We start from the raw sequence: 18,587 nt of genomic DNA on the forward strand, positions 1-18,587 counted from the left end.
TTCAGTGACTGCCCGCCGCCTGCGCTTTCGCGCGGCGGCGGTTGAACTCCTCCGCACGCTCTGGCGCAAGCCGGACTTCTACCTTCAGTTTTCCCTGTTTCGTAAGATCGCTGGAAAGCACCTCGCCATGCCGGTGCAGCCAGCTTAGCGTGGCGCCGTCGGCAGGATCGAGTTGCAGCGTCAGTTGCGGCCAGTTCGCCACGACCTTGTCGGCGATCCGGCGCAGCAAGATATCGGTGCCCTCGCCGGTCAACGCCGAAAGCAAAACCGGCTGTTCGGCGACAGGCGCGCGCCGCGCAAGATTGCGCAGCGTTTCCAGCCGCTCCGCATCGAGCCGGTCAGCCTTGTTCCAGACTTCGATGGCATGGCCGCTGGTTTGAATATCAATACCGAGTTCTTTCAGCACGCCCTGCACGTCTGCCGCCTGTGCTTCCGTATCGGGATGTGAGATGTCGCGAACATGCAGGATGATGTCTGCCTCCAGCACTTCTTCCAGCGTGGCGCGGAACGCAGCGACGAGCAGTGTCGGCAATTCGGCGAGAAACCCGACCGTGTCCGACAGAATGGCCTTCGTTCCGCCCGGCAGGTTGAGCGCGCGGAATGTCGGATCGAGCGTCGCAAACAGCAAATCTTCGGCACGCACGTTCGCGGCCGTGAGCCGGTTGAAGAGCGTCGATTTTCCGGCGTTGGTGTAACCGACCAGCGCAACGATAGGATACGGCACACGCTTGCGGTTCAGCCGGTGCAAACCGCGCGTACGCTTGACCGACTCCAGATCGCGCTCGATGCGGAGAATCCGTTCGTCGATCTGCCGCCGGTCCGCCTCGATCTGCGTTTCGCCAGGACCGCCGAGAAAACCGAAACCGCCGCGTTGCCGCTCAAGGTGAGTCCATGACCGCACAAGACGGCTGCGCTGGTACTGAAGATGCGCAAGCTCAACCTGCAACACGCCCTCCTTCGTGCGCGCGCGCGCGCCGAAGATTTCGAGGATCAGCCCGGTGCGGTCGACGACCTTCGCGTTCCACGCCTTCTCAAGGTTGCGCTGCTGCACCGGCGAGAGCGCGCAATCGACGAACACCACACCTGCGTTCTCCGCACGTACGATGCCTGCGATCTCCTCGACCTTACCGGAGCCGAGATAAGTAGCAGGACGAATGGTGCCAAGCGAGACGATGCCTGCATTCACCACGTGCAACTGGATGGCCGCGGCAAGACCAACCGCCTCCTCCAGCCGAGCCTGCGGATCGCGCATCGCATTTCCGGTTCCGGCAGAACCGCGCGTAAGCACGGGGACAATCACAGCGACGCGTGTCGCGTCGCGCGGCGCTTCGTCCTCCGTACCGGATCGCCTACCGTCGCGCTGCTGACGAGGCTTCAACTACGGCTTGTCTCCGGCGGCCGCGCTGTCATCCGTTCCCTCGAACAGTGAAATGGGACCGCCCGGCATTACGGTGGAGATGGCGTGCTTGTAAACGAGCTGGCCGTGACCGTCCCTGCGCAATAAGACGCAGAAATTGTCGAACCAGGTGACCACGCCCTGCAATTTCACGCCGTTCACGAGAAAAATCGTGAGCGGGGTTTTATGCTTGCGAACGTAATTGAGAAAAGTGTCCTGAAGATTCTGATTTCGGTCCGCCGCCATGGGGATTTTCCTTCTTGGTTCGGGCGAGCGATGTAGCAGCGGCTCCTTCCTCGGCCGCATCGGGATGCACAATCCGCATCCACTCCATTAGAAGCGCGTTCCCGCCGCCGCGCAAGATTTGTGACGCTTACAGAGCAAGTAAATTATCTAGAAATAGCAGGTGCTTAGCGGACCGGAGCGCCGATTTCGGCGATGCTGTGGAACTTCTGCCGCAGTCGCGCCGTGACCGGACCCGGCTTGCCGGTACCTACCGGCGCACCGTCTATCCGCACAACCGGCATGACCGTTTGCGTGGCTGAGGTCAGGAAAGCCTCCCTCGCCCGTTTGGCTTCGCTCACGGTAAAAGGACGCTGCTCGAAACGCATGCCTTCGTGCGCGGCGAGGTCGTTCACCACCGCCATCGTAATCCCGGCAAGTATCCGGTTGGAACGCGGCCGCGTAATCAGTACGCCGTTTTCATCGACAATCCACGCATTCGACGACGCACCTTCGGTGACATAGCCTTCATCATCGACAAACCACGCATCGCGCACACCCGCATCGCGCGCAGCCTGCTTCGCCAACACGTTAGGAAGCAGGCCGATAGTCTTGATATCGACGCGGCCCCAGCGATTGTCAGGCAATGTGATGACCGAAATGCCTTCCGCCGCGAAGGCTTCGGTCTTACGCTGGTCCAGCGCGCGGGCCGTTACCACGATTGACGGACGAACCGCCGGTGACGGGAACGCATGATCGCGCCGTGCAACGCCGCGCGTAACCTGAATGTAGAGAATCCCGTCGCGAACACGATTACGGCGCAGCGTTTCGCGCAGTACGAACGCGAGCGCTGCATCGCCGAGTGGCGCCTCGATGCGAAGCTCATGCAGCGAGCGCGCGAGCCGGGCCATATGCCGGCGCTCGTCAACTAGCGCGCCCGCCCTGATTTCGCAGACCTCGTATACACCGTCGCCGAGTTGATAGCCCCGGTCCTCGATATGAACCGACGCTTCGCTAAACGGCACGTAGCGTCCGTTCACATACGCGATGCGCGACATGCTAACCTGCCTTTGGCTGAGATCAGCGCGGACGCTCGTCGATGCCTAGCGCCTTCAGCTTGCGGTGCAAGGCTGAACGCTCCATGCCGACGAACTCCGCCGTGCGCGAGATGTTGCCGCTGAAGCGGTTGATCTGCGCCACCAGATATTCGCGCTCGAACACTTCGCGGGCATCACGCAGCGGCAGGCTCATCAACTGCTCGCCGCCGTTGCCATGTGGCATGCTCGGCACCAGCGAGCCGACGTCCGGCGGCAGAAGGTTCGCGGTAATCGTAGCCTGCGGTCCGCCCCCGGCCAGAATGAGAAGGCGTTCGACGTTGTTGCGAAGCTGGCGCACATTGCCTGGCCAGTCGTGGGATTGCAGCACCGCGAGCGCGTCCTCGCCAATCACGCGGTTCGGCAAGCCGGTCGTCACCGAAATCTGTTCGATGAAATGTTGCACGAGTTCGGGAATGTCCTCGCGGCGCTCTGCCAGCGGCGGAACACGGATCGGCACCACGCTGAGACGATGAAACAGGTCTTCGCGGAAGCGGCCTTCCGCGATCTCGCTTTCGATGTCGCGTGCGGTCGAGGAAATGATCCGCACGTCTACCTGTACCTTGGTCGTGCCATTCACGCGCTGGAAGTTCTGTTCGGTCAGCACGCGCAGGATACGATTCTGCGTTTCGCGCGGCATGTCCGCGATTTCGTCGATGAACAACGTGCCGCCGTCCGCCTCCTCCAGTGCGCCGACCTTGCGCGCGGTCTCGCCATTCGCCTCGACGCCGAACAGTTCGGCCTCCATGCGCTCCGGCGTGATCGCAGCGGCATTGATGACGACGAATGGTCCGCGCGCGCGCGCCGATGCCGCGTGCAGCATGCGCGCAGTCAGTTCCTTGCCGGAGCCGGACGGTCCTACGATCATGATCCGGCTGTTGGTCGGGGCGACCCGCTCGATGGTCTGGCGCAGCGTGTTCATCGCCGCCGAGCCGCCGATCATCTTCTGCGGGTGCGCGGAAAAATGTTTGAGCGAATTCACTTCGCGGCGCAGGCGCAGCGTTTCAATCGCGCGGCTTGCGATCACAACGAGGCGGTCGGCATTGAATGGTTTTTCGATGAAGTCGTAGGCGCCCTGCTTGATGGCCGCGACTGCCGTCTCGATATTGCCGTGGCCGGAAATCATCACGACCGGCAGATCGGGATGCATCGCCTTGATGTTGTCGAGCAGCGCCAGCCCGTCGAGCCGGCTACCCTCGAGCCAGATGTCTAGCAATACAAGCTGCGGCCGCCGCTGCTCGATTGTCGTCAGCGCCTCGTCGGCATCCTTTGCCGTGCGCACGACATAGCCTTCGTCCTGCAGGATGCCCGCAACCAACTCGCGGATATCCTCTTCGTCGTCGACCACCAGAATATCGGTTGCCATGACTATTTCCTTGCGGCTTCCTGATTTGATTTATTTGACGATTGCTCGGCCGCGTTACCCGCGGTTTTGACGCCTTCCGCGGCGAACGTGAGGCGCACCCATGCACCGCGTCCGCCGGATATGTCCGCCGGTGCATCGTTGAGTTCGATGCCGCCGCCGTGTTCCTCGAAAATCTTGCCGACGATCGCGAGACCGAGGCCGGTGCCCTTCTCGCGCGTGGTCACATAGGGTTCGAGCAGGCGCTCGCGGTTTTCCTTGGGCAGGCCCGTGCCGTTGTCGAAAATATCGATAACGATCCTGTCACTTTCGCGCTTGGCGCGAACGAGAATGCGGCCCTTGCCACGCTCCTGCTGCGGTACCGCTTCGACCGCCTCGCCGGCGTTCTTGAGAATGTTGGTCAGCGCCTGCGAGATCAGCCGCCGGTCGAAGCGCGCCGTCATGGCGCCTTCGGGCAGCTCGATGTCGTAGGTGATCTCCGGTTTACCGACGCGCTGGAGGAACACCGACTGCCGGATGGTCTCGGCGAGGTCCTGCGCCTCGACGACCGGCTTCGGCATGCGCGCGAAGGAGGAAAACTCGTCCACCATGCGGCCAATGTCGCCGACCTGCCGGATGATCGTCTCGGTGCACTGTTCAAAGACTTCGCGATCCTGCATCGGCGTCTTGCCGTATTTGCGCCGGAGGCGTTCGGCGGAAAGCTGGATCGGCGTCAGCGGATTCTTGATCTCATGCGCGATGCGCCGCGCGATATCCGCCCACGCGGAGGTGCGCTGCGCGGCAACCAGTTCGGTGATGTCGTCGAGTGTAATGACATAGCCGTGCTCGGACTCGTCGGACTGCTCGGACGTCACGCGGACATTGATGGTGCGCTCGCGCCCTTCGCGAACGATGGTGACCGTGCCCTGTACGCGCTGCGCGTCGGCCAGCGCTTCGCCGACGAGTTTTTTCAGTTCGGGCACCACGTCCGCTGCGGACTTGCCGATCAGATTGGCTTCCGTTTCGCCGAGCAGCCGTTGTGCCGAACGGTTGACGATGGTGATCTTGCCGTCCTCGTTCATGCCGACGACGCCCGCGCCGACGCCCGCAAGCACGGCCTCGGAAAAGCGGCGGCGCTGGTCGATCTGGTCACGCGCGCGAACGAGGTCCATGTTCTGCGAGCGCAACTCGGAAGTCATCTTGTTGAAGCTCTCCCCGAGGCTGCCAAGATCGCCTTCGGAGGAGCGCACCGGCACCTGCACATAGAGATTGCCGGAGGCGACAAGGTCGGCCGCCGTGATCAGACGCCGGATCGGCGCGACCAGACGGTTCGCAAAGTTAAGCCCCAGCCACACCGACGACAGCAAAAGGATCAAGGCGATCACCGCGTACATCAGCGCGAACGCCACCTGCACGCCGAAACGCCGCTCGTCCATGCCGCGATATTCGGCGATATTGGCTTCCGTTTGCCGGAGATACTGGATCACGCGCGGGTCGATCGGCCGCGCGATGTAGAGGTAGGTGTCCTCGAACCCGCGCAGCGGCATGATCGCCGCCACGTAGTCCGCAGCCGGTGGTACGTAGATGATCGGCCGCTCCAGCGTGGACTCTTTCACCACGATATTCTGCGGGATAATGAATTCGCGACCGATGTTGATGTCGGCGCGATCCAGCACGGTGAGGTCGGCGCGGATCAGCATCGCGCTCGGCACGCCGCGGAGTTGCGCCTGTGCCGTGAGGATCTGGCGGAAGCGGTCGCGATTGTTGTCGTAGGCTTCCTTCAGGTTCGAGAGGTCTGCCGCCATCGCGACCAGATCGGCGCGGATGTTGAAGCCATGCTCGCGGACATAGGTTTCCGCAACCACGATCGAATTGCCGATGATCGCGCGCGTGCGTTCCGAGAACCAGCGATCCAATCCCTGATCGAGCGTGATGCTGGCGACCACCGCGACCAGCACCGCCGGTACAGTCGCAACGATGCCGAACAAAAGCATGACGCGACTGTGCAGCCTTGCGCCCGCGCGCCCTCGCCGCTGTGCACGGATCACACCGAACACTTCCCACGCCACGACCGCGAGCAGGATCAGCACCATCGCGCCGTTGACGAGCAGCACGCTTGTCACGACGCGCCGCGTGGGCACGTATGGCGTGAGGCCGGTCAGGACAAGGAAGGTGGCGAGCGCAGAGAGCAGCGCCAGAAAGACCGCGATGGGCGGGAAATAGGATGCGATCCTTCGCGGCGGCTTCGCGAACGGTGCCGAGGCCGGTGCGGCTGGTTGTTCAGGCGTGGTCAGGGATTCGGCCATGCAATGCCATAGGAGCGCGGGAACTGCCCCGCGCGATGATGCATAGCGACAACACTGGTGCAAAAATGTGACATTTCCAGCTCCTGAAAGAGCGGAAATGCCTTATTTCGCGGGGATCAGCGGGTCGAGCGGATCACCTGAATATCGAGGTCCCGGATCTTCTTGCGGAGCGTATTGCGGTTCACGCCCAGCAATTCCGCGGCCTTGATCTGGTTGCCACGGGTCGCAGCCAGCGCGGCCGAGATCAGCGGCGTTTCCACCTCGCGTAACACCCGGTGGTAAAGCCCCGGCGGCGGCAGGCCATCGCCGAAGGTGCCGAAATACCGCGACAGATAGCGCTCCGCCGAGTTGAGCAGCGTCTCTTCCTGCCGTGAATCGTCGGACGGCATCTCGCTTGCCGGTTGCGACAGCTCCGCCTCGATGATTTGCGAACTGATGACTTCCTGAGGGTAAAGCGCTGCAAGACGGCGAACCAGATTCTCCAGTTCGCGCACGTTGCCCGGCCAGCGGTATCTACGCAGCCGGTCCATCGCAGCGGACTCGATCTGCTTTTGCGGCAGCCCTTCCCGCTCCGCCTGCGCGAAGAAATGCCGGATGAGATCCGGCACGTCTTCGGTGCGCTCGCGCAGCGGCGGCAGGCGCAGCGGCACGACATTGAGACGGAAGAACAAATCTTCGCGGAACAGGCCCTGCTGGATGAGGATGCGCAGGTCCTTGTTGGTGGCCGCGATGATGCGCACGTCGCTCTTGATCGGCGTGCGCCCGCCGACGGTCGTGTATTCGCCCTGTTGCAACACGCGCAGCAATCGTGTCTGCGCTTCCATCGGCATGTCGCCGATTTCGTCGAGGAACAGCGTGCCGCCTTCGGCCTGCTCGAAGCGGCCGATGTTTTTCGTATTCGCGCCGGTGAACGCGCCCTTCTCGTGGCCGAACAGTTCGGCTTCGATCAGATCGCGCGGAATCGCGGCCATGTTGATCGGCACGAACGGGCCGGTGCGGCGCTTGCCGTAATCATGCAGCGCGCGCGCGACCAGTTCCTTGCCGGTACCAGACTCGCCGTTAATCATCACGGTGAGATCGGTTTGCATCAGGCGCGCGAGCAGCCGGTAGATTTCCTGCATCGCCGGCGAGCGGCCGACTAGCGGAATCGCTTCGATATCTTCGGGCTTCTCCGGCGCAGCGCCGTTGCGCTTCGGCTCAGCCAGCGCGCGGCCGACAATCGCGATCAATTCCTTCAAGTCGAAAGGTTTGGGGAGATATTCGTAAGCGCCGTGCTCGGAGGCCTTGATCGCGGTCATGAACGTATTCTGCGCGCTCATGACGATCACCGGCAGGTCGGGCCGCATCTTCTTCAGACGCGGCAGCAAACCGAATGCGTCTTCGTCGGGCATCACCACGTCGGTAATCACGAGGTCGCCGTCGCCCTGGCTGACCCAGCGCCACAGCGTCGCCGCGTTGCCGCAAGAGCGCACTTCATAGCCAGCCCGCGACAAGGCCTGGCTGAGCACCGTGCGGATCGCGGCGTCGTCGTCTGCTACCAGAATGTTTCCTGTTGGCATTCGCGCCATCCTCACTGGTGTTCGTTGGGCGCGCCCGCGCCCTCGGCATAAATCGGCATCAAAACGCGGAACGTGGTTCGCTTCGGCTGGCTGTCGCACTCGACGATGCCGCCATGGTCGCCGACGATCTTCGCGACCAGCGCGAGACCAAGCCCGCTACCTGTCGGCTTGGTGGTGACGAACGGATCGAACAGATGCGGCCGCACATCCTCCGGTACGCCGGGACCGTTGTCGCGCACGCAGAACTCCAGCGGCAGGCTGACGCGATGCGAGGAACCCGGCACTGTCAGGCGCACGCCCGGACGAAATGCGGTGGTGAGAAGAATTTCGCCGTCATCGGCGTCGCCGATGGCTTCCGCCGCGTTTTTCACGAGGTTCAGGAACACCTGCACGAGCTGGTCGCGGTTCGCGTAAACCGAAGGCAGCGACGGATCGTATTCCTCGACGATCTTGATATGCCGCGCGAAACCGCTCTGCGCTAGCCGTTTCACATGCTCCAACACGGCGTGGATGTTCACCGCTTCGCGCTCGATCGGTCGCTCGTCGGAAAAAACTTCCATGCGATCGACCAGCTTCACGATGCGGTCGGCCTCGTCGCAGATCAGGCGCGTCAGCGCGCGGTCTTCGTCGCCAGCGGACTGTTCGAGCAGTTGCGCAGCACCGCGAATACCGGACAGCGGATTTTTAATTTCATGGGCGAGCATCGAAGCCAGCGCCGTCACCGAACGCGCCGCGCCGCGATGCGTCAGCTGGCGGTCGATCTTGTCCGCCATCGTGCGTTCCTGAAGGATCACGACGACATGGCCCGGCTCTTCCGCGATTGGCGCGACATGCAGATCGACCACGCGCTCGCCGCCGTTACGCGGCGTGCCGAGATCGACGCGATACTCGTTCACCGCCGCATTGCGTTCGCGGACCTGATCAATCAGCGCAATCAGCGGGCTGCCGAACGGAACGACTTCGTGGATGCGATGGCGGCGCAACACCTGCGCGCCCGCTTCAAAGAACGCCTCCGCGGCAGCGTTTGCATTCGCCACATGCCCGCTCGGCGCAACGGTCAGCACCGGATGCGGGAGCGCGTCGAGCACGGACTCGGCAAGACTTCCCGCGGCCAGCGGCTTTTTCTCGGCGTGCGCGTTTCTCATGCCGCCGCCTGCCATCCGAGTTCGTCGAAGGCATCGTGGATGCCGAGCACCACTTTCGACGGCGCATTCTCCGCAAGCAGTTGCGCGCGCCAGCCCTTGAGCCAGTCAGCCGTGGCGCCGGCTGCTTTCGCGGCTGCTTCCATCCCCCAGCCGATATGCTTGCGCGCTTCCCGCGAGCCGCGCGCATTGCCGTATTGTCCGAGCCATGCGTCGTAGAGTTCGATCAGCGTGTCGCGCTGGTCTTCCAGCGCGGGATCGCTGGCCCGCGCTCCGGTTGCGAGGAAGCGCGCGATGTTTCCGGCGAGCCATGGCTTGCCACGCGCCGCCCGCCCGACCATCACGGCGTCGGCACCGGAGTCGCGCAGCATCGCCGCCGCGTCTTCGTAGGTTTCCAGATCGCCGTTCGCGACCACCGGAATCGAAACCGCATTCTTGACGTGAGCAATCGCGCGCCAGTCGGCGCGGCCCTTGTAGAACTGACAGCGCGTGCGGCCATGCACCGTGACGAGCTTCACGCCCGCTGCTTCCGCGCGGCGCGCTAGCTCCGGCGCGACGATGGTGTCGTCATCCCAGCCGAGGCGCATTTTCAGCGTGACCGGGACACGCACCGCGCCGACTGCTGCTTCGACGATGCGCGCTGCATTCTCGACATCCCGCAACAGCGCGGCTCCCGCCGCGCCCGTCGTGACGCTTTTCGCGGGACAACCCATGTTGAGGTCGATGATGTCCGCACCCGCCGCCTCGGCAACGCGGGCGCCTTCCGCGATCCAGCGCGGCTCGCATCCGGCAAGCTGCACGACATGCAGCCCAACGCCCTCGCCTTCGGCGCGCAGACGCGCTTCCGGGCTGGCCGAAGCGAGCCATTCACAGGCGATCATCTCGGAGACCACAAGACCGGCTCCGAAGCGCGAAGCCATCCTGCGGAACGGAAGATCGGTAATGCCCGCCATTGGCGCGAGGAAACAACGCCCGCCAATCTGGTGCGGGCCGATAGAGAGCGCAGCGTCGCGCGTAGAAAAGGCCATTTCGCCTCTAATGCCTACAAAATAGGCCAACCATGAACTGCCCACATCTTAGTCAAAGCTGAAATAAGGGCAAGCGGAATATTGCAACGCAACCAAGGGCACTTTGGCCTGGAAAATCGGCTAAAAGCGAAGCACTGGAGGCGGGAAACCCCGAAATCGGATGGAAGTTGCAGTCATTGTCGTTGCCGCCGGGACCGGCAGCCGGGCCGGAGCGGGCCTGCCCAAGCAATATCGCCTTGTTTCCGGTCAGCCGGTTTTGCGGCATTCGCTGAAGTTATTCACAGATCATCCGGCTATTTCCGCGGTCCAGCCCGTCATCGCGCCGGACCACGGCGCGCTCTTCTACGGCGCGGCAGCGGAACTCCCCCGATGCTTGCCCCCGGTGAATGGCGGCGACACGCGGCAGCAATCGGTCTTCGCCGGCCTGAAGGCGCTTGCGAAACATAAGCCGCACGCGGTGCTCGTTCACGACGCTGCCCGCGCCTTTGCACCGCGTACCTTGATCGACAGCGCACTGCTCTCGCTCAAGAGCAAAAAGGCGGCGATCCCTGTGCTCGCCGTCACCGACACCATCAAGCGCGTGGACGGATCGGGAAACGTGCTCGGCACCGTTGATCGCGGAGAACTGCGCGCGGTCCAGACCCCGCAAGCCTTCGCCTACGACACGCTGCTTGCTGCGCATGAGAAGGCCGCACGCGAAAACCTGCACGATTTCACCGACGATGCGGCGATCATGGAGTGGTTTGGCCAAGCCGTGAGCGTTTTTCCCGGCAGCGCAGAGAACATCAAGCTCACCACCGAGAGCGATTTCGACCGTCTCGCCATCGCGGAGTTCGCTCGCCTCGGCGACGTGCGTACCGGCACCGGCTACGATGTCCATGCCTTCACCGAAGGCAATGCCGTAACGCTTGGCGGCGTGCGTATTCCGCACGGCCGCAAACTCGACGGCCATTCCGACGCCGACGTGCTGCTGCACGCAATCACCGATGCAATCCTCGGCGCAATCGCAGATGGAGACATTGGAGCGCACTTCCCGCCTTCCGATCAGCGCTGGCGCGGCGCGGAATCGAACGTATTCCTCACCTTCGCCTGCGAGCGCGTGCGCGCACGCGGCGGCATGATCGCGCATATCGACGCGACGCTGATCTGCGAGGCACCGAAGATAGGCCCGCATCGCGACGCCATGCGCGCGAAAATCGCGGAAGTTTGCGGGATCGATCCGGGCCGCGTCGGCGTTCAGGCTACGACCAACGAGAAACTCGGCTTCATCGGCCGGGGCGAAGGGATCGCCGCGATGGCCACCGCTACCATCCGCCTGCCATGGACCGGAGCGTGACATGATCGAGACGGAAGCGCGCGAGGCCGCGACCCGCATCCTCGATTTCTGCCGCGAGCGAAAACTGACGCTCGCGACCGCAGAGTCCTGCACCGGCGGCCTGATTGCCGCGACGCTGACCGACATTCCCGGCTCGTCGGACGTCTTCGACCGCGGCCTCGTCACCTACTCCAACGAAGCGAAGCACAAGCTGCTCGGCGTGCCGGAGGAGATGCTCAAACAATACGGCGCTGTCAGTGCGCAGGTGGCAAAGGCAATGGCGGAAGGCGTGTTGCGCGCGGCAGGCGCCTCCGCGGGCATTTCCGTCACCGGCATTGCCGGCCCCGGCGGCGGTAGCGCGGAGAAGCCGGTCGGCCTCGTATTCGTCGGCGGCGCGCTGGCAACGGGCGAGAGTCACGTCCGCGAATGCCGCTTCGGCGATCTGGGGCGCAGCGAGGTGCGAGAGCGCTCGGTCGTCGCCGCGCTGGCGCTATTCGAGGAACTGCTGCGGAAACCGATCAAGCCCTAGTCGGCGAGCTTCTTTCGTACCAGCGAACCGATCAGGTCGGAGAAGTCGTCGGTCCACGGCGCAACGCCATCCGGGCGTGTGCGCTGCCAGCCATACAGTCCCGCCAGGCCTTTCAGGTCCACTTCTTTGCGGGCGAGCGCGGCGACCGTCGCATTGGATTTGTAGTCGGTGGCAAAGTCGTTGGCTTTCGTGTCGGTTTTCACGAAAGTCACGAGGCCTTCCGTCTCGCCGACCGCTGCGACAAGGCGCGCCAGCTCAAGATGGCGGTTGGAAATGTGAATCACGATCACGCCGCCCGGTGCGAGCTTACTCAGGTAGCCGCGCACGGCTTCGCGCGTGAGTAGATGCGCGGGAATTGCATCCGAGGAGAAGGCGTCAAGCACGATCAGGTCGTACTGACCTTGGCTTGCAGCGAGCGTAAGCCTTGCGTCGCCGAGTATGATCGGCACATCCGGCGCGCAATCCTTGATGAAAGAGAAACGCCCGGCGTCGCGCGCCAAGCGCACGACTTCCGGGTCGATTTCGAAGAACGTCCATTCCTCGCCCTGCCCGCGATAGCAGGCGAGGCTTCCGGTGCCGAGACCGACCGCGGCGACCCGCGAAAGTTTTCCACGTAACGCGCGGGTTGCGAGGATCGTCTCCGAGATTGGCCCGCCGCGGTAATAATAGGCGAGCGGCTCGGCAGGACCGGAAATGTTCAGGCGCTGTGCGCCGTGAATCGTGGTGCCATGGAACAGCAGGCGATGTGCGCCGTCCGCCGTATCGCTCACGCGATGCACGCCGAAGAAGCTGCGCGTAGTCTCCACGCGGCTTTGCCCCGGTTGCCACAGCGCGGACAGTGTGAACGCAACCACTACCAGCCCGAACAGCCGCGCCGGATGCCGCTTCAGGAACAGCATGAACGCGGCCAGCGAGATCAGCAGCGCCTGGAACGCGATCATGTAGTCCTGCGGCAACCGCCAGTCCGTGATGGCATGCAGAACGACGAGAACCACGGCCACCACGAGCATCGGGGCCGCTTCGCGCAACGCTCTCGCGAAACCGCCGGAGAATGCGCCCGGCAGCGCCAATACGGCAGCGGCAATCAGGATCGGATATTCGGTCGTATTGGAAAACAGGTTCGGTGCGAGCAGCCCGGTGAAGATGCCGCCAAGCACGCCGCCGATGGAGGTCGCGAGATAGAAGTCCGTCAGGCGATCCGGCGCGGGACGGCGCACATAGAGTTCGGTGTGGCATGCGAGCGTCAGCACGAAGAACGCCGCCAGATGCAGGATGATCGACACCAGCCAGAACGCGCGGTCACCGCCGAACAGGCTGATCGCAAGCGGCACGATCAGGTATGGCGCAAGCATCGTCACCGTCTCGCGCGAAATCCATGGCCGTTCGCGGAAGGAAGCGACGAAAGTCAGCAGGTACAGCGCCAGCGGAACGACCCAGAGGAACGGCGCAGCGGCGACATCCGTACTGATATGGGCGGTCACCGCGACGACCAGACCCGCGGGGATCGCAGCCAGCAGGACCCATGATACAAGCGCCATCCAACCCGGCGCAGCAGAGCGTTTCGTTTCTACCTTCTCGCCGGATACGGAAGCGACTGTCAGTGCCGCGACCGCGATCAGGATCGCAAGCAATGCAAAACCCGCTGCCCAAGCCCCGCCCTGTCCTCGCAATGTGAAAAACGGCTCGATCAGCAGCGGATAGGCCAGCAGCGCGGCGAACGAACCAAGGTTCGACGCGGCATAGAGCACATAAGGGTTTGCTGCTTTCGGGTGACCACTCGCCGCGAACCAGCGTTGCAACAGCGGCGCGCTTGCCGCCAGCGCCGTGAACGGCAGGCCGATGGAAGCCGCGAACAGCATCAGCAGCCAGATTTCCAGATTATGCAATGGCGGATTGCCGAAGCCCCCTGCGATACCGAGCGGCAACGACAGCGCGGCTACCGCGAGAAAGCCGAGATGCACCATCGCGCCATAGCGCGGCGAGAGGAAGCGGCAGAGTACATGCGCGTAGGCGTAGCCGAGCAGCAGCGCGCCCTGAAAGAACACCATCGCGACCGACCAGATCGCCGGTGCGCCGCCGAGCTTCGGCAGCACCATCTTCGTGAACATCGGCTGCACCGCGAACAGGAGCAGCGCAGACACGAACAGCGTGAGTGCGAAAATCGCGGGCGCAAAACGAAACAACCGCGTCTGGATACTGGAAGGCATCGGCGTCAGATCGATGGAGGACATGCTGGCTCGCTGGAATCGCTCGGCAAGCCCTACCCGCAAACTCTTAATTTGCGTTTACGCGCCCTATTCCGCCGGCTGGCGATAGATCAGGTCGGCCCGCTTCTCGAATGCCTCGGCGAACCGCCGGAAGGCCGAGTCGAACAGCGCGCCCATCACCATGCCGAGCATTTTCGAGCGGAACTCGTAGGCGATATAGAAATCGACTTCCGAAGCGGTTTCGCTTTCTGGCCGGAAGCGCCAGCGGTTCTCCAGATGCGAGAATGGCCCGTCGAGATATTCGACCAGGATACTCAGCTTCGGCCGGTCCAGCGTCACCTTGCTGGTGAAACGCTCGCGGATCGCCTTGTAGCCGACCGCCATGTCCGCGATCAGGATTTCCACGCCGTCCGGCTCGCCGCTGCGCTTGCGCACCGAGAGGCTCTCGCACATCGGCACGAATTCGGGGTAGCGGTCGACGTCGGCGACAAGATCGAACATCTTGCGCGCCGAGTGCTTGACCCGGCGGGTGGTGCGATAGGTGTTCATGGAAGTCAGCCGCGCGTCTTGGCGTCGCGCGCCGCGCGGAGCTTCTCGAAGTCATCGCCCGCATGATGCGACGAGCGCGTCAGCGGCGACGAAGAAACCATCAGAAAGCCCTTCGCGCGCGCGATGGAAGCGTAGTTCTCGAATTCATCCGGCGTGACGTAGCGCGCGACCGCATGATGCTTGCGGCTTGGCTGGAGGTACTGGCCGATGGTGATGAAATCGACATCCGCCGAGCGCAGGTCGTCCATCACCTGCAAGACTTCGTTCCGTTCCTCGCCAAGCCCGACCATGATGCCGGACTTGGTGAACATGCGCGGGTTTAGCTCCTTCACCCGTTGCAACAACCGCAGCGAATGGAAATAGCGCGCACCCGGCCGCACCGGCAGGTAGAGCGACGGTACGGTTTCAAGATTGTGGTTGAACACATCGGGCGCAGCGTCGACCACGACTTCCAGCGCGCCGTCCTTGCGCAGGAAATCCGGCGTCAGCACTTCGATGGTGGTCTCCGGCGTGCGCTCGCGGATCGCGCGGATGGTGCGTGCGAAATGCTCCGCGCCGCCGTCCGCGAGATCGTCGCGGTCTACGGAAGTCACGACCACGTGCTTGAGGCCGAGCCGCGCCGTGGCTTCCGCGACCTTCAACGGCTCATCGCCATCGAGCGCACCCGGCAAGCCGGTCTTCACGTTGCAGAACGAACACGCGCGCGTGCAGGTGTCGCCCATGATGAGGAAAGTCGCGTGCTTCTGCGCCCAGCATTCACCGATGTTGGGACAGGAGGCTTCCTCGCAGACCGTGTGCAAGCCGTTGCCACGCACCAGCCGCGCCGTCTCGCCGAATGCGCCCGGTCCCGGCGCGCGCACGCGGATCCAGTCGGGCTTCGGCAGAAACGCCGTATCCACCCGGTGCGCCTTTTCAGGATGGCGTGGCCGGGCGGTTTTCTTCAGCGTATCGATGACGACGGCCATTACGTTCCGTTAGCTCACATGCCCTGCCGGCGGTTGGTGATCGCGCGCCAGACGAAGATCAGGATGATCGCGCCGATGCTCGCGGAAAGCAGTCCACGCCAGAAGCCATAAACCGGGATTTGCGCAACTTCCGCGAGCTTGTTGCCGACAAACGCGCCCGCGACGCCCACGATCAGGTTCGTGAAGAGACCGTGATTGCTCGAGGTCACCTTCTCCGCGATCCAGCCGGCGATGATGCCGATAAGAAGCGTGAGAAAGAAGCCGGCCGCAGGATTTCCCAGCAGTGTTTGTGCGTCGTTCATCGTGTCACCCCGTTGTTAAAGAAGGCAGCGGTACCATTATACATGGATAACCCGCCCATAAGCATCAAGTACGCTCTCATGCATCATTTCCGAAAGCGTCGGATGCGGGAAAATGGCGTGGATCAGTTCTTCCTCGGTCGTCTCGCAATTCATGGCGATCATGAAGCCTTGAATCAACTCGGTCACTTCCGCGCCGATCATATGCGCGCCGAGTAGTTCGCCCGTCTTCTTGTCGAAGATCGTCTTCACCATGCCCTCGGTTTCGCCGAGCGCAATGGCCTTGCCGTTGCCCATGAACGGGAAACGCCCAACCCGGATTTCGCGCTTCTGTTCTTTCGCCTTCTTCTCGGTCAGCCCGACCGAGGCAATCTGCGGATGACAGTAGGTGCAACCCGGAATGCGGTTCTTCTCCATCGGATGCGTCTTCAGTCCCTTGATCGTCTCGACGCAGATCACGCCTTCATGCTCAGCCTTGTGCGCGAGCATCGGCGGTCCCGCGACGTCGCCGATGGCATAGATGCCGGCAACGTTGGTCCTGCCGTAGCCGTCGATCACGATGGTGCCGCGGTCCGTCTTCACGCCGAGCGCTTCGAGGCCGAGGTTCTCGATGTTGCCGACTACGCCAACCGCGGAGATCACGCGTTCGAATTCCACGCTTTGCACCTTGCCCTTGCCGTCGTCGATGCTGGCGATCACGGAGTCGGCCTTCTTCTCCAGCTTCGTCACCTTCGCGCCGGTAAGAATCTTGATGCCTTGCTTCTCGAAGCGCTTGCGCGCAAACGCGGCAATCTCCTCGTCCTCGACCGGAAGGATCTGCGGCAACAGTTCGACGACCGTTACTTCCGTGCCCATGGTCCGGTAGAACGATGCAAACTCGATGCCGATGGCCCCGGAGCCGATGACGAGCAGCGACTTCGGCATTTTTTCCGGCACCATTGCCTCGAAATAGGTCCAGACCAGTTTCTTGTCCGGCTCGATGCCGGGCAGCACGCGAGGGCGCGCGCCGGTCGCGACAATGATGTGCTTGGCCTGATAGGTGCCGGCACCCTTCCCGGTCACGGTCACGGTACCGGGCTTGGCAATCTTCGCCTCGCCGTCGATCACCGTGATCTTGTTCTTCTTCATCAGGAAGCCGACGCCGTTATTGAGTTGCTTCGAGACGGCGCGGGAACGCGCAACGACCGCCGCCGCATCGAACGAAACATTCGAAGCCGACAGCCCGTAATCCTTGGCGTGGGTCATGTAGTGATAGATTTCAGCCGAGCGCAGCAGCGCTTTTGTCGGGATACATCCCCAATTCAGACAAATGCCGCCGAGATGGGCGCGCTCGACCACCGCGGTCTTGAAACCAAGTTGCGCCGCACGAATTGCGGCGACGTACCCGCCGGGGCCGCCGCCAATAACCAGAATATCAAAACTCGAATCGGCCATGCTGCATCGCCATAATTGCCTTCACCGGAGGCATCTAGCAGCCAAACCGCTCTCAGGTCATCCGCTATGCGGGACTACAGCTCTGAGTGCGCTGCATACGGGGCATTTACGGTCATTCGCCCTTGTGCCTGCCACCCCCCAGCGCGTACCCTTTCGCCAAGGAAAACAACAAGCGGACGGGGGAAATACCCCGCCGTAAATCTGGGAGAGGAAATGATGAAACGCCACGTTACAGCGGCGGCCCTCGTATTGGGTCTTGCCGTTCTTGCCGTGCCGGCCACGGCGCAGGAAGTCCGCCTGATGACCGGCCCGCAGGGCGGCGTCTGGGTTCCGCTCGGCGGCCAGTTGAAGGACCTTTGGGAAAAGGCGATCCCCGGTTTCAAGATTCAGTCGCTTCCCGGCGCCGGCATCGCCAACGTCCGCGGCATCGAGGAAGGCAAGGCCGAAATCGGCTTCGGCAACTCGATCTCGACGGTCGACGCGCTCGCAGGCCGCGAGCCGTTCAACAAGCCGCACAAGAACGTATGCAACATCGCGACGCTCTATCCGCAATACTTTCAGATGATCGTGCGCGCTGACGCGAACATCAACAAGGTAAGCGACCTCAAGGGTAAAGGCATCACCACCCAGCAGCGCGGTAACACCGGCGAACTCATTACCCGCCAGTTGCTGCAGGTGAACGGCCTTACCTACAACGACGTGAAGATGAGCTTCGTGTCCTACACGGACTCGGTCGCTCAGATGCAGGACGGACACGCGGTCGCGTTCTCGCTCGGCACGACGATCCCTGCCGGTTCGGTACTCGACCTTGCCACCGCTCGCGACATCAAGGTCCTCGATCTTTCCGGCAGCCTGGATGCCATGCGCAAGCTGAACCCCGGCTACACGCTCGTCACCGTGCCCGCAAAAACCTATCCGAAGAACGACAGCGACGTGAAGGTGATCGGCTACGCCACGCATCTGGTCGCAAGCTGCAACCTGCCGGAAGAAGTCGTCTACCAGATGACCAAGACGATCGCCGCGAACATTCCGACGCTTGCCACCGTCAACAAGGCGATGACGGGATTGACGCCGAAGGCGATGGCCGAAGACATCGGCATTCCCTTCCATAAGGGCGCGGCCCGGTTCTATAAAGAATCCGGCCTGAACGTCGTCAGCAACTAACTTTAAAAGCGGCGCGGGCAAAAAATCCCGCGCCGC

Annotated in this window: 16 protein-coding genes; 3 read left to right on the top strand and 13 right to left on the bottom strand. The window is 62.9% G+C overall.

The window, feature by feature from the left end; translation table 11 throughout:
• Position 1 precedes the first annotated feature (1 nt).
• The 8 genes from hflX to dusB all read right to left on the bottom strand — a co-directional run bounded on the left by hflX (position 2) and on the right by dusB (position 10,089).
• Entirely contained in the window at positions 2-1,252 is a 1,251-nt protein-coding gene (gene hflX / locus KF794_06970; GenBank protein ID QYK46405.1) for a GTPase HflX, read from the bottom strand.
• Between the two features lie 126 nt (positions 1,253-1,378).
• Positions 1,379-1,642, bottom strand: a complete 264-nt coding sequence (gene hfq / locus KF794_06975; protein ID QYK46406.1) for an RNA chaperone Hfq — start codon at positions 1,640-1,642, stop codon at positions 1,379-1,381.
• 164 nt (positions 1,643-1,806) lie between these two features.
• Complete coding sequence (locus KF794_06980; GenBank protein QYK46407.1) at positions 1,807-2,676, bottom strand: D-amino-acid transaminase; 870 nt, start codon at positions 2,674-2,676, stop codon at positions 1,807-1,809.
• Positions 2,677-2,698: 22 nt separating this feature from the next.
• Positions 2,699-4,078: a sigma-54-dependent Fis family transcriptional regulator gene (locus tag KF794_06985; GenBank protein QYK46408.1), complete on the bottom strand. Its 1,380-nt coding sequence runs from the start codon at positions 4,076-4,078 to the stop codon at positions 2,699-2,701.
• 2 nt (positions 4,079-4,080) lie between these two features.
• Positions 4,081-6,360: a PAS domain-containing sensor histidine kinase gene (locus KF794_06990; protein ID QYK46409.1), complete on the bottom strand. Its 2,280-nt coding sequence runs from the start codon at positions 6,358-6,360 to the stop codon at positions 4,081-4,083.
• A gap of 116 nt (positions 6,361-6,476) precedes the next feature.
• Positions 6,477-7,919, bottom strand: a complete 1,443-nt coding sequence (gene ntrC, locus KF794_06995) for a nitrogen regulation protein NR(I) (protein QYK46410.1) — start codon at positions 7,917-7,919, stop codon at positions 6,477-6,479.
• Between the two features lie 11 nt (positions 7,920-7,930).
• Positions 7,931-9,064, bottom strand: a complete 1,134-nt coding sequence (locus tag KF794_07000; protein QYK46411.1) for a nitrogen regulation protein NR(II) — start codon at positions 9,062-9,064, stop codon at positions 7,931-7,933.
• Entirely contained in the window at positions 9,061-10,089 is a 1,029-nt protein-coding gene (gene dusB / locus KF794_07005; protein ID QYK46412.1) for a tRNA dihydrouridine synthase DusB, read from the bottom strand. Before dusB ends, KF794_07000 begins: the two co-directional genes overlap by 4 nt.
• 160 nt (positions 10,090-10,249) lie before the next feature.
• On the opposite strand from dusB, the gene KF794_07010 reads away from it, so the two are divergent.
• Together KF794_07010 and KF794_07015 are read left to right on the top strand one after the other, a co-directional pair.
• Positions 10,250-11,425, top strand: coding sequence for a bifunctional 2-C-methyl-D-erythritol 4-phosphate cytidylyltransferase/2-C-methyl-D-erythritol 2,4-cyclodiphosphate synthase (locus KF794_07010; GenBank protein QYK46413.1), 1,176 nt, complete (start codon positions 10,250-10,252; stop codon positions 11,423-11,425).
• Between the two features lies 1 nt (position 11,426).
• Entirely contained in the window at positions 11,427-11,933 is a 507-nt protein-coding gene (locus KF794_07015) for a CinA family protein (GenBank protein QYK46414.1), read from the top strand.
• Here KF794_07015 and KF794_07020 read toward each other — a convergent pair.
• The 5 genes from KF794_07020 to lpdA all read right to left on the bottom strand — a co-directional run bounded on the left by KF794_07020 (position 11,930) and on the right by lpdA (position 17,387).
• The gene (locus KF794_07020) at positions 11,930-14,164 is read right to left on the bottom strand and encodes a fused MFS/spermidine synthase (protein ID QYK46415.1); all 2,235 of its coding nucleotides are present in this window, start codon (positions 14,162-14,164) and stop codon (positions 11,930-11,932) included. The genes KF794_07015 and KF794_07020 overlap by 4 nt on opposite strands.
• 63 nt (positions 14,165-14,227) lie before the next feature.
• Entirely contained in the window at positions 14,228-14,689 is a 462-nt protein-coding gene (locus KF794_07025; protein QYK46416.1) for a type II toxin-antitoxin system RatA family toxin, read from the bottom strand.
• Between the two features lie 5 nt (positions 14,690-14,694).
• Positions 14,695-15,654 (bottom strand): lipoyl synthase, encoded by a 960-nt coding sequence (gene lipA, locus KF794_07030; protein QYK46417.1) that lies wholly within the window; start codon positions 15,652-15,654, stop codon positions 14,695-14,697.
• A 14-nt stretch (positions 15,655-15,668) separates the two neighbouring features.
• On the bottom strand, positions 15,669-15,956 hold the full coding sequence (locus tag KF794_07035) for a GlsB/YeaQ/YmgE family stress response membrane protein (protein ID QYK46418.1): 288 nt from the start codon (positions 15,954-15,956) through the stop codon (positions 15,669-15,671).
• 36 nt (positions 15,957-15,992) lie between these two features.
• Complete coding sequence (gene lpdA, locus KF794_07040) at positions 15,993-17,387, bottom strand: dihydrolipoyl dehydrogenase (GenBank protein ID QYK46419.1); 1,395 nt, start codon at positions 17,385-17,387, stop codon at positions 15,993-15,995.
• Between the two features lie 216 nt (positions 17,388-17,603).
• On the opposite strand from lpdA, the gene KF794_07045 reads away from it, so the two are divergent.
• Positions 17,604-18,551, top strand: coding sequence for a TAXI family TRAP transporter solute-binding subunit (locus KF794_07045; GenBank protein QYK46628.1), 948 nt, complete (start codon positions 17,604-17,606; stop codon positions 18,549-18,551).
• Positions 18,552-18,587 lie beyond the last annotated feature (36 nt).

The sequence above is a fragment of the Xanthobacteraceae bacterium genome (assembly GCA_019454205.1).
In the GTDB taxonomy this organism is placed as follows: domain Bacteria; phylum Pseudomonadota; class Alphaproteobacteria; order Rhizobiales; family Xanthobacteraceae.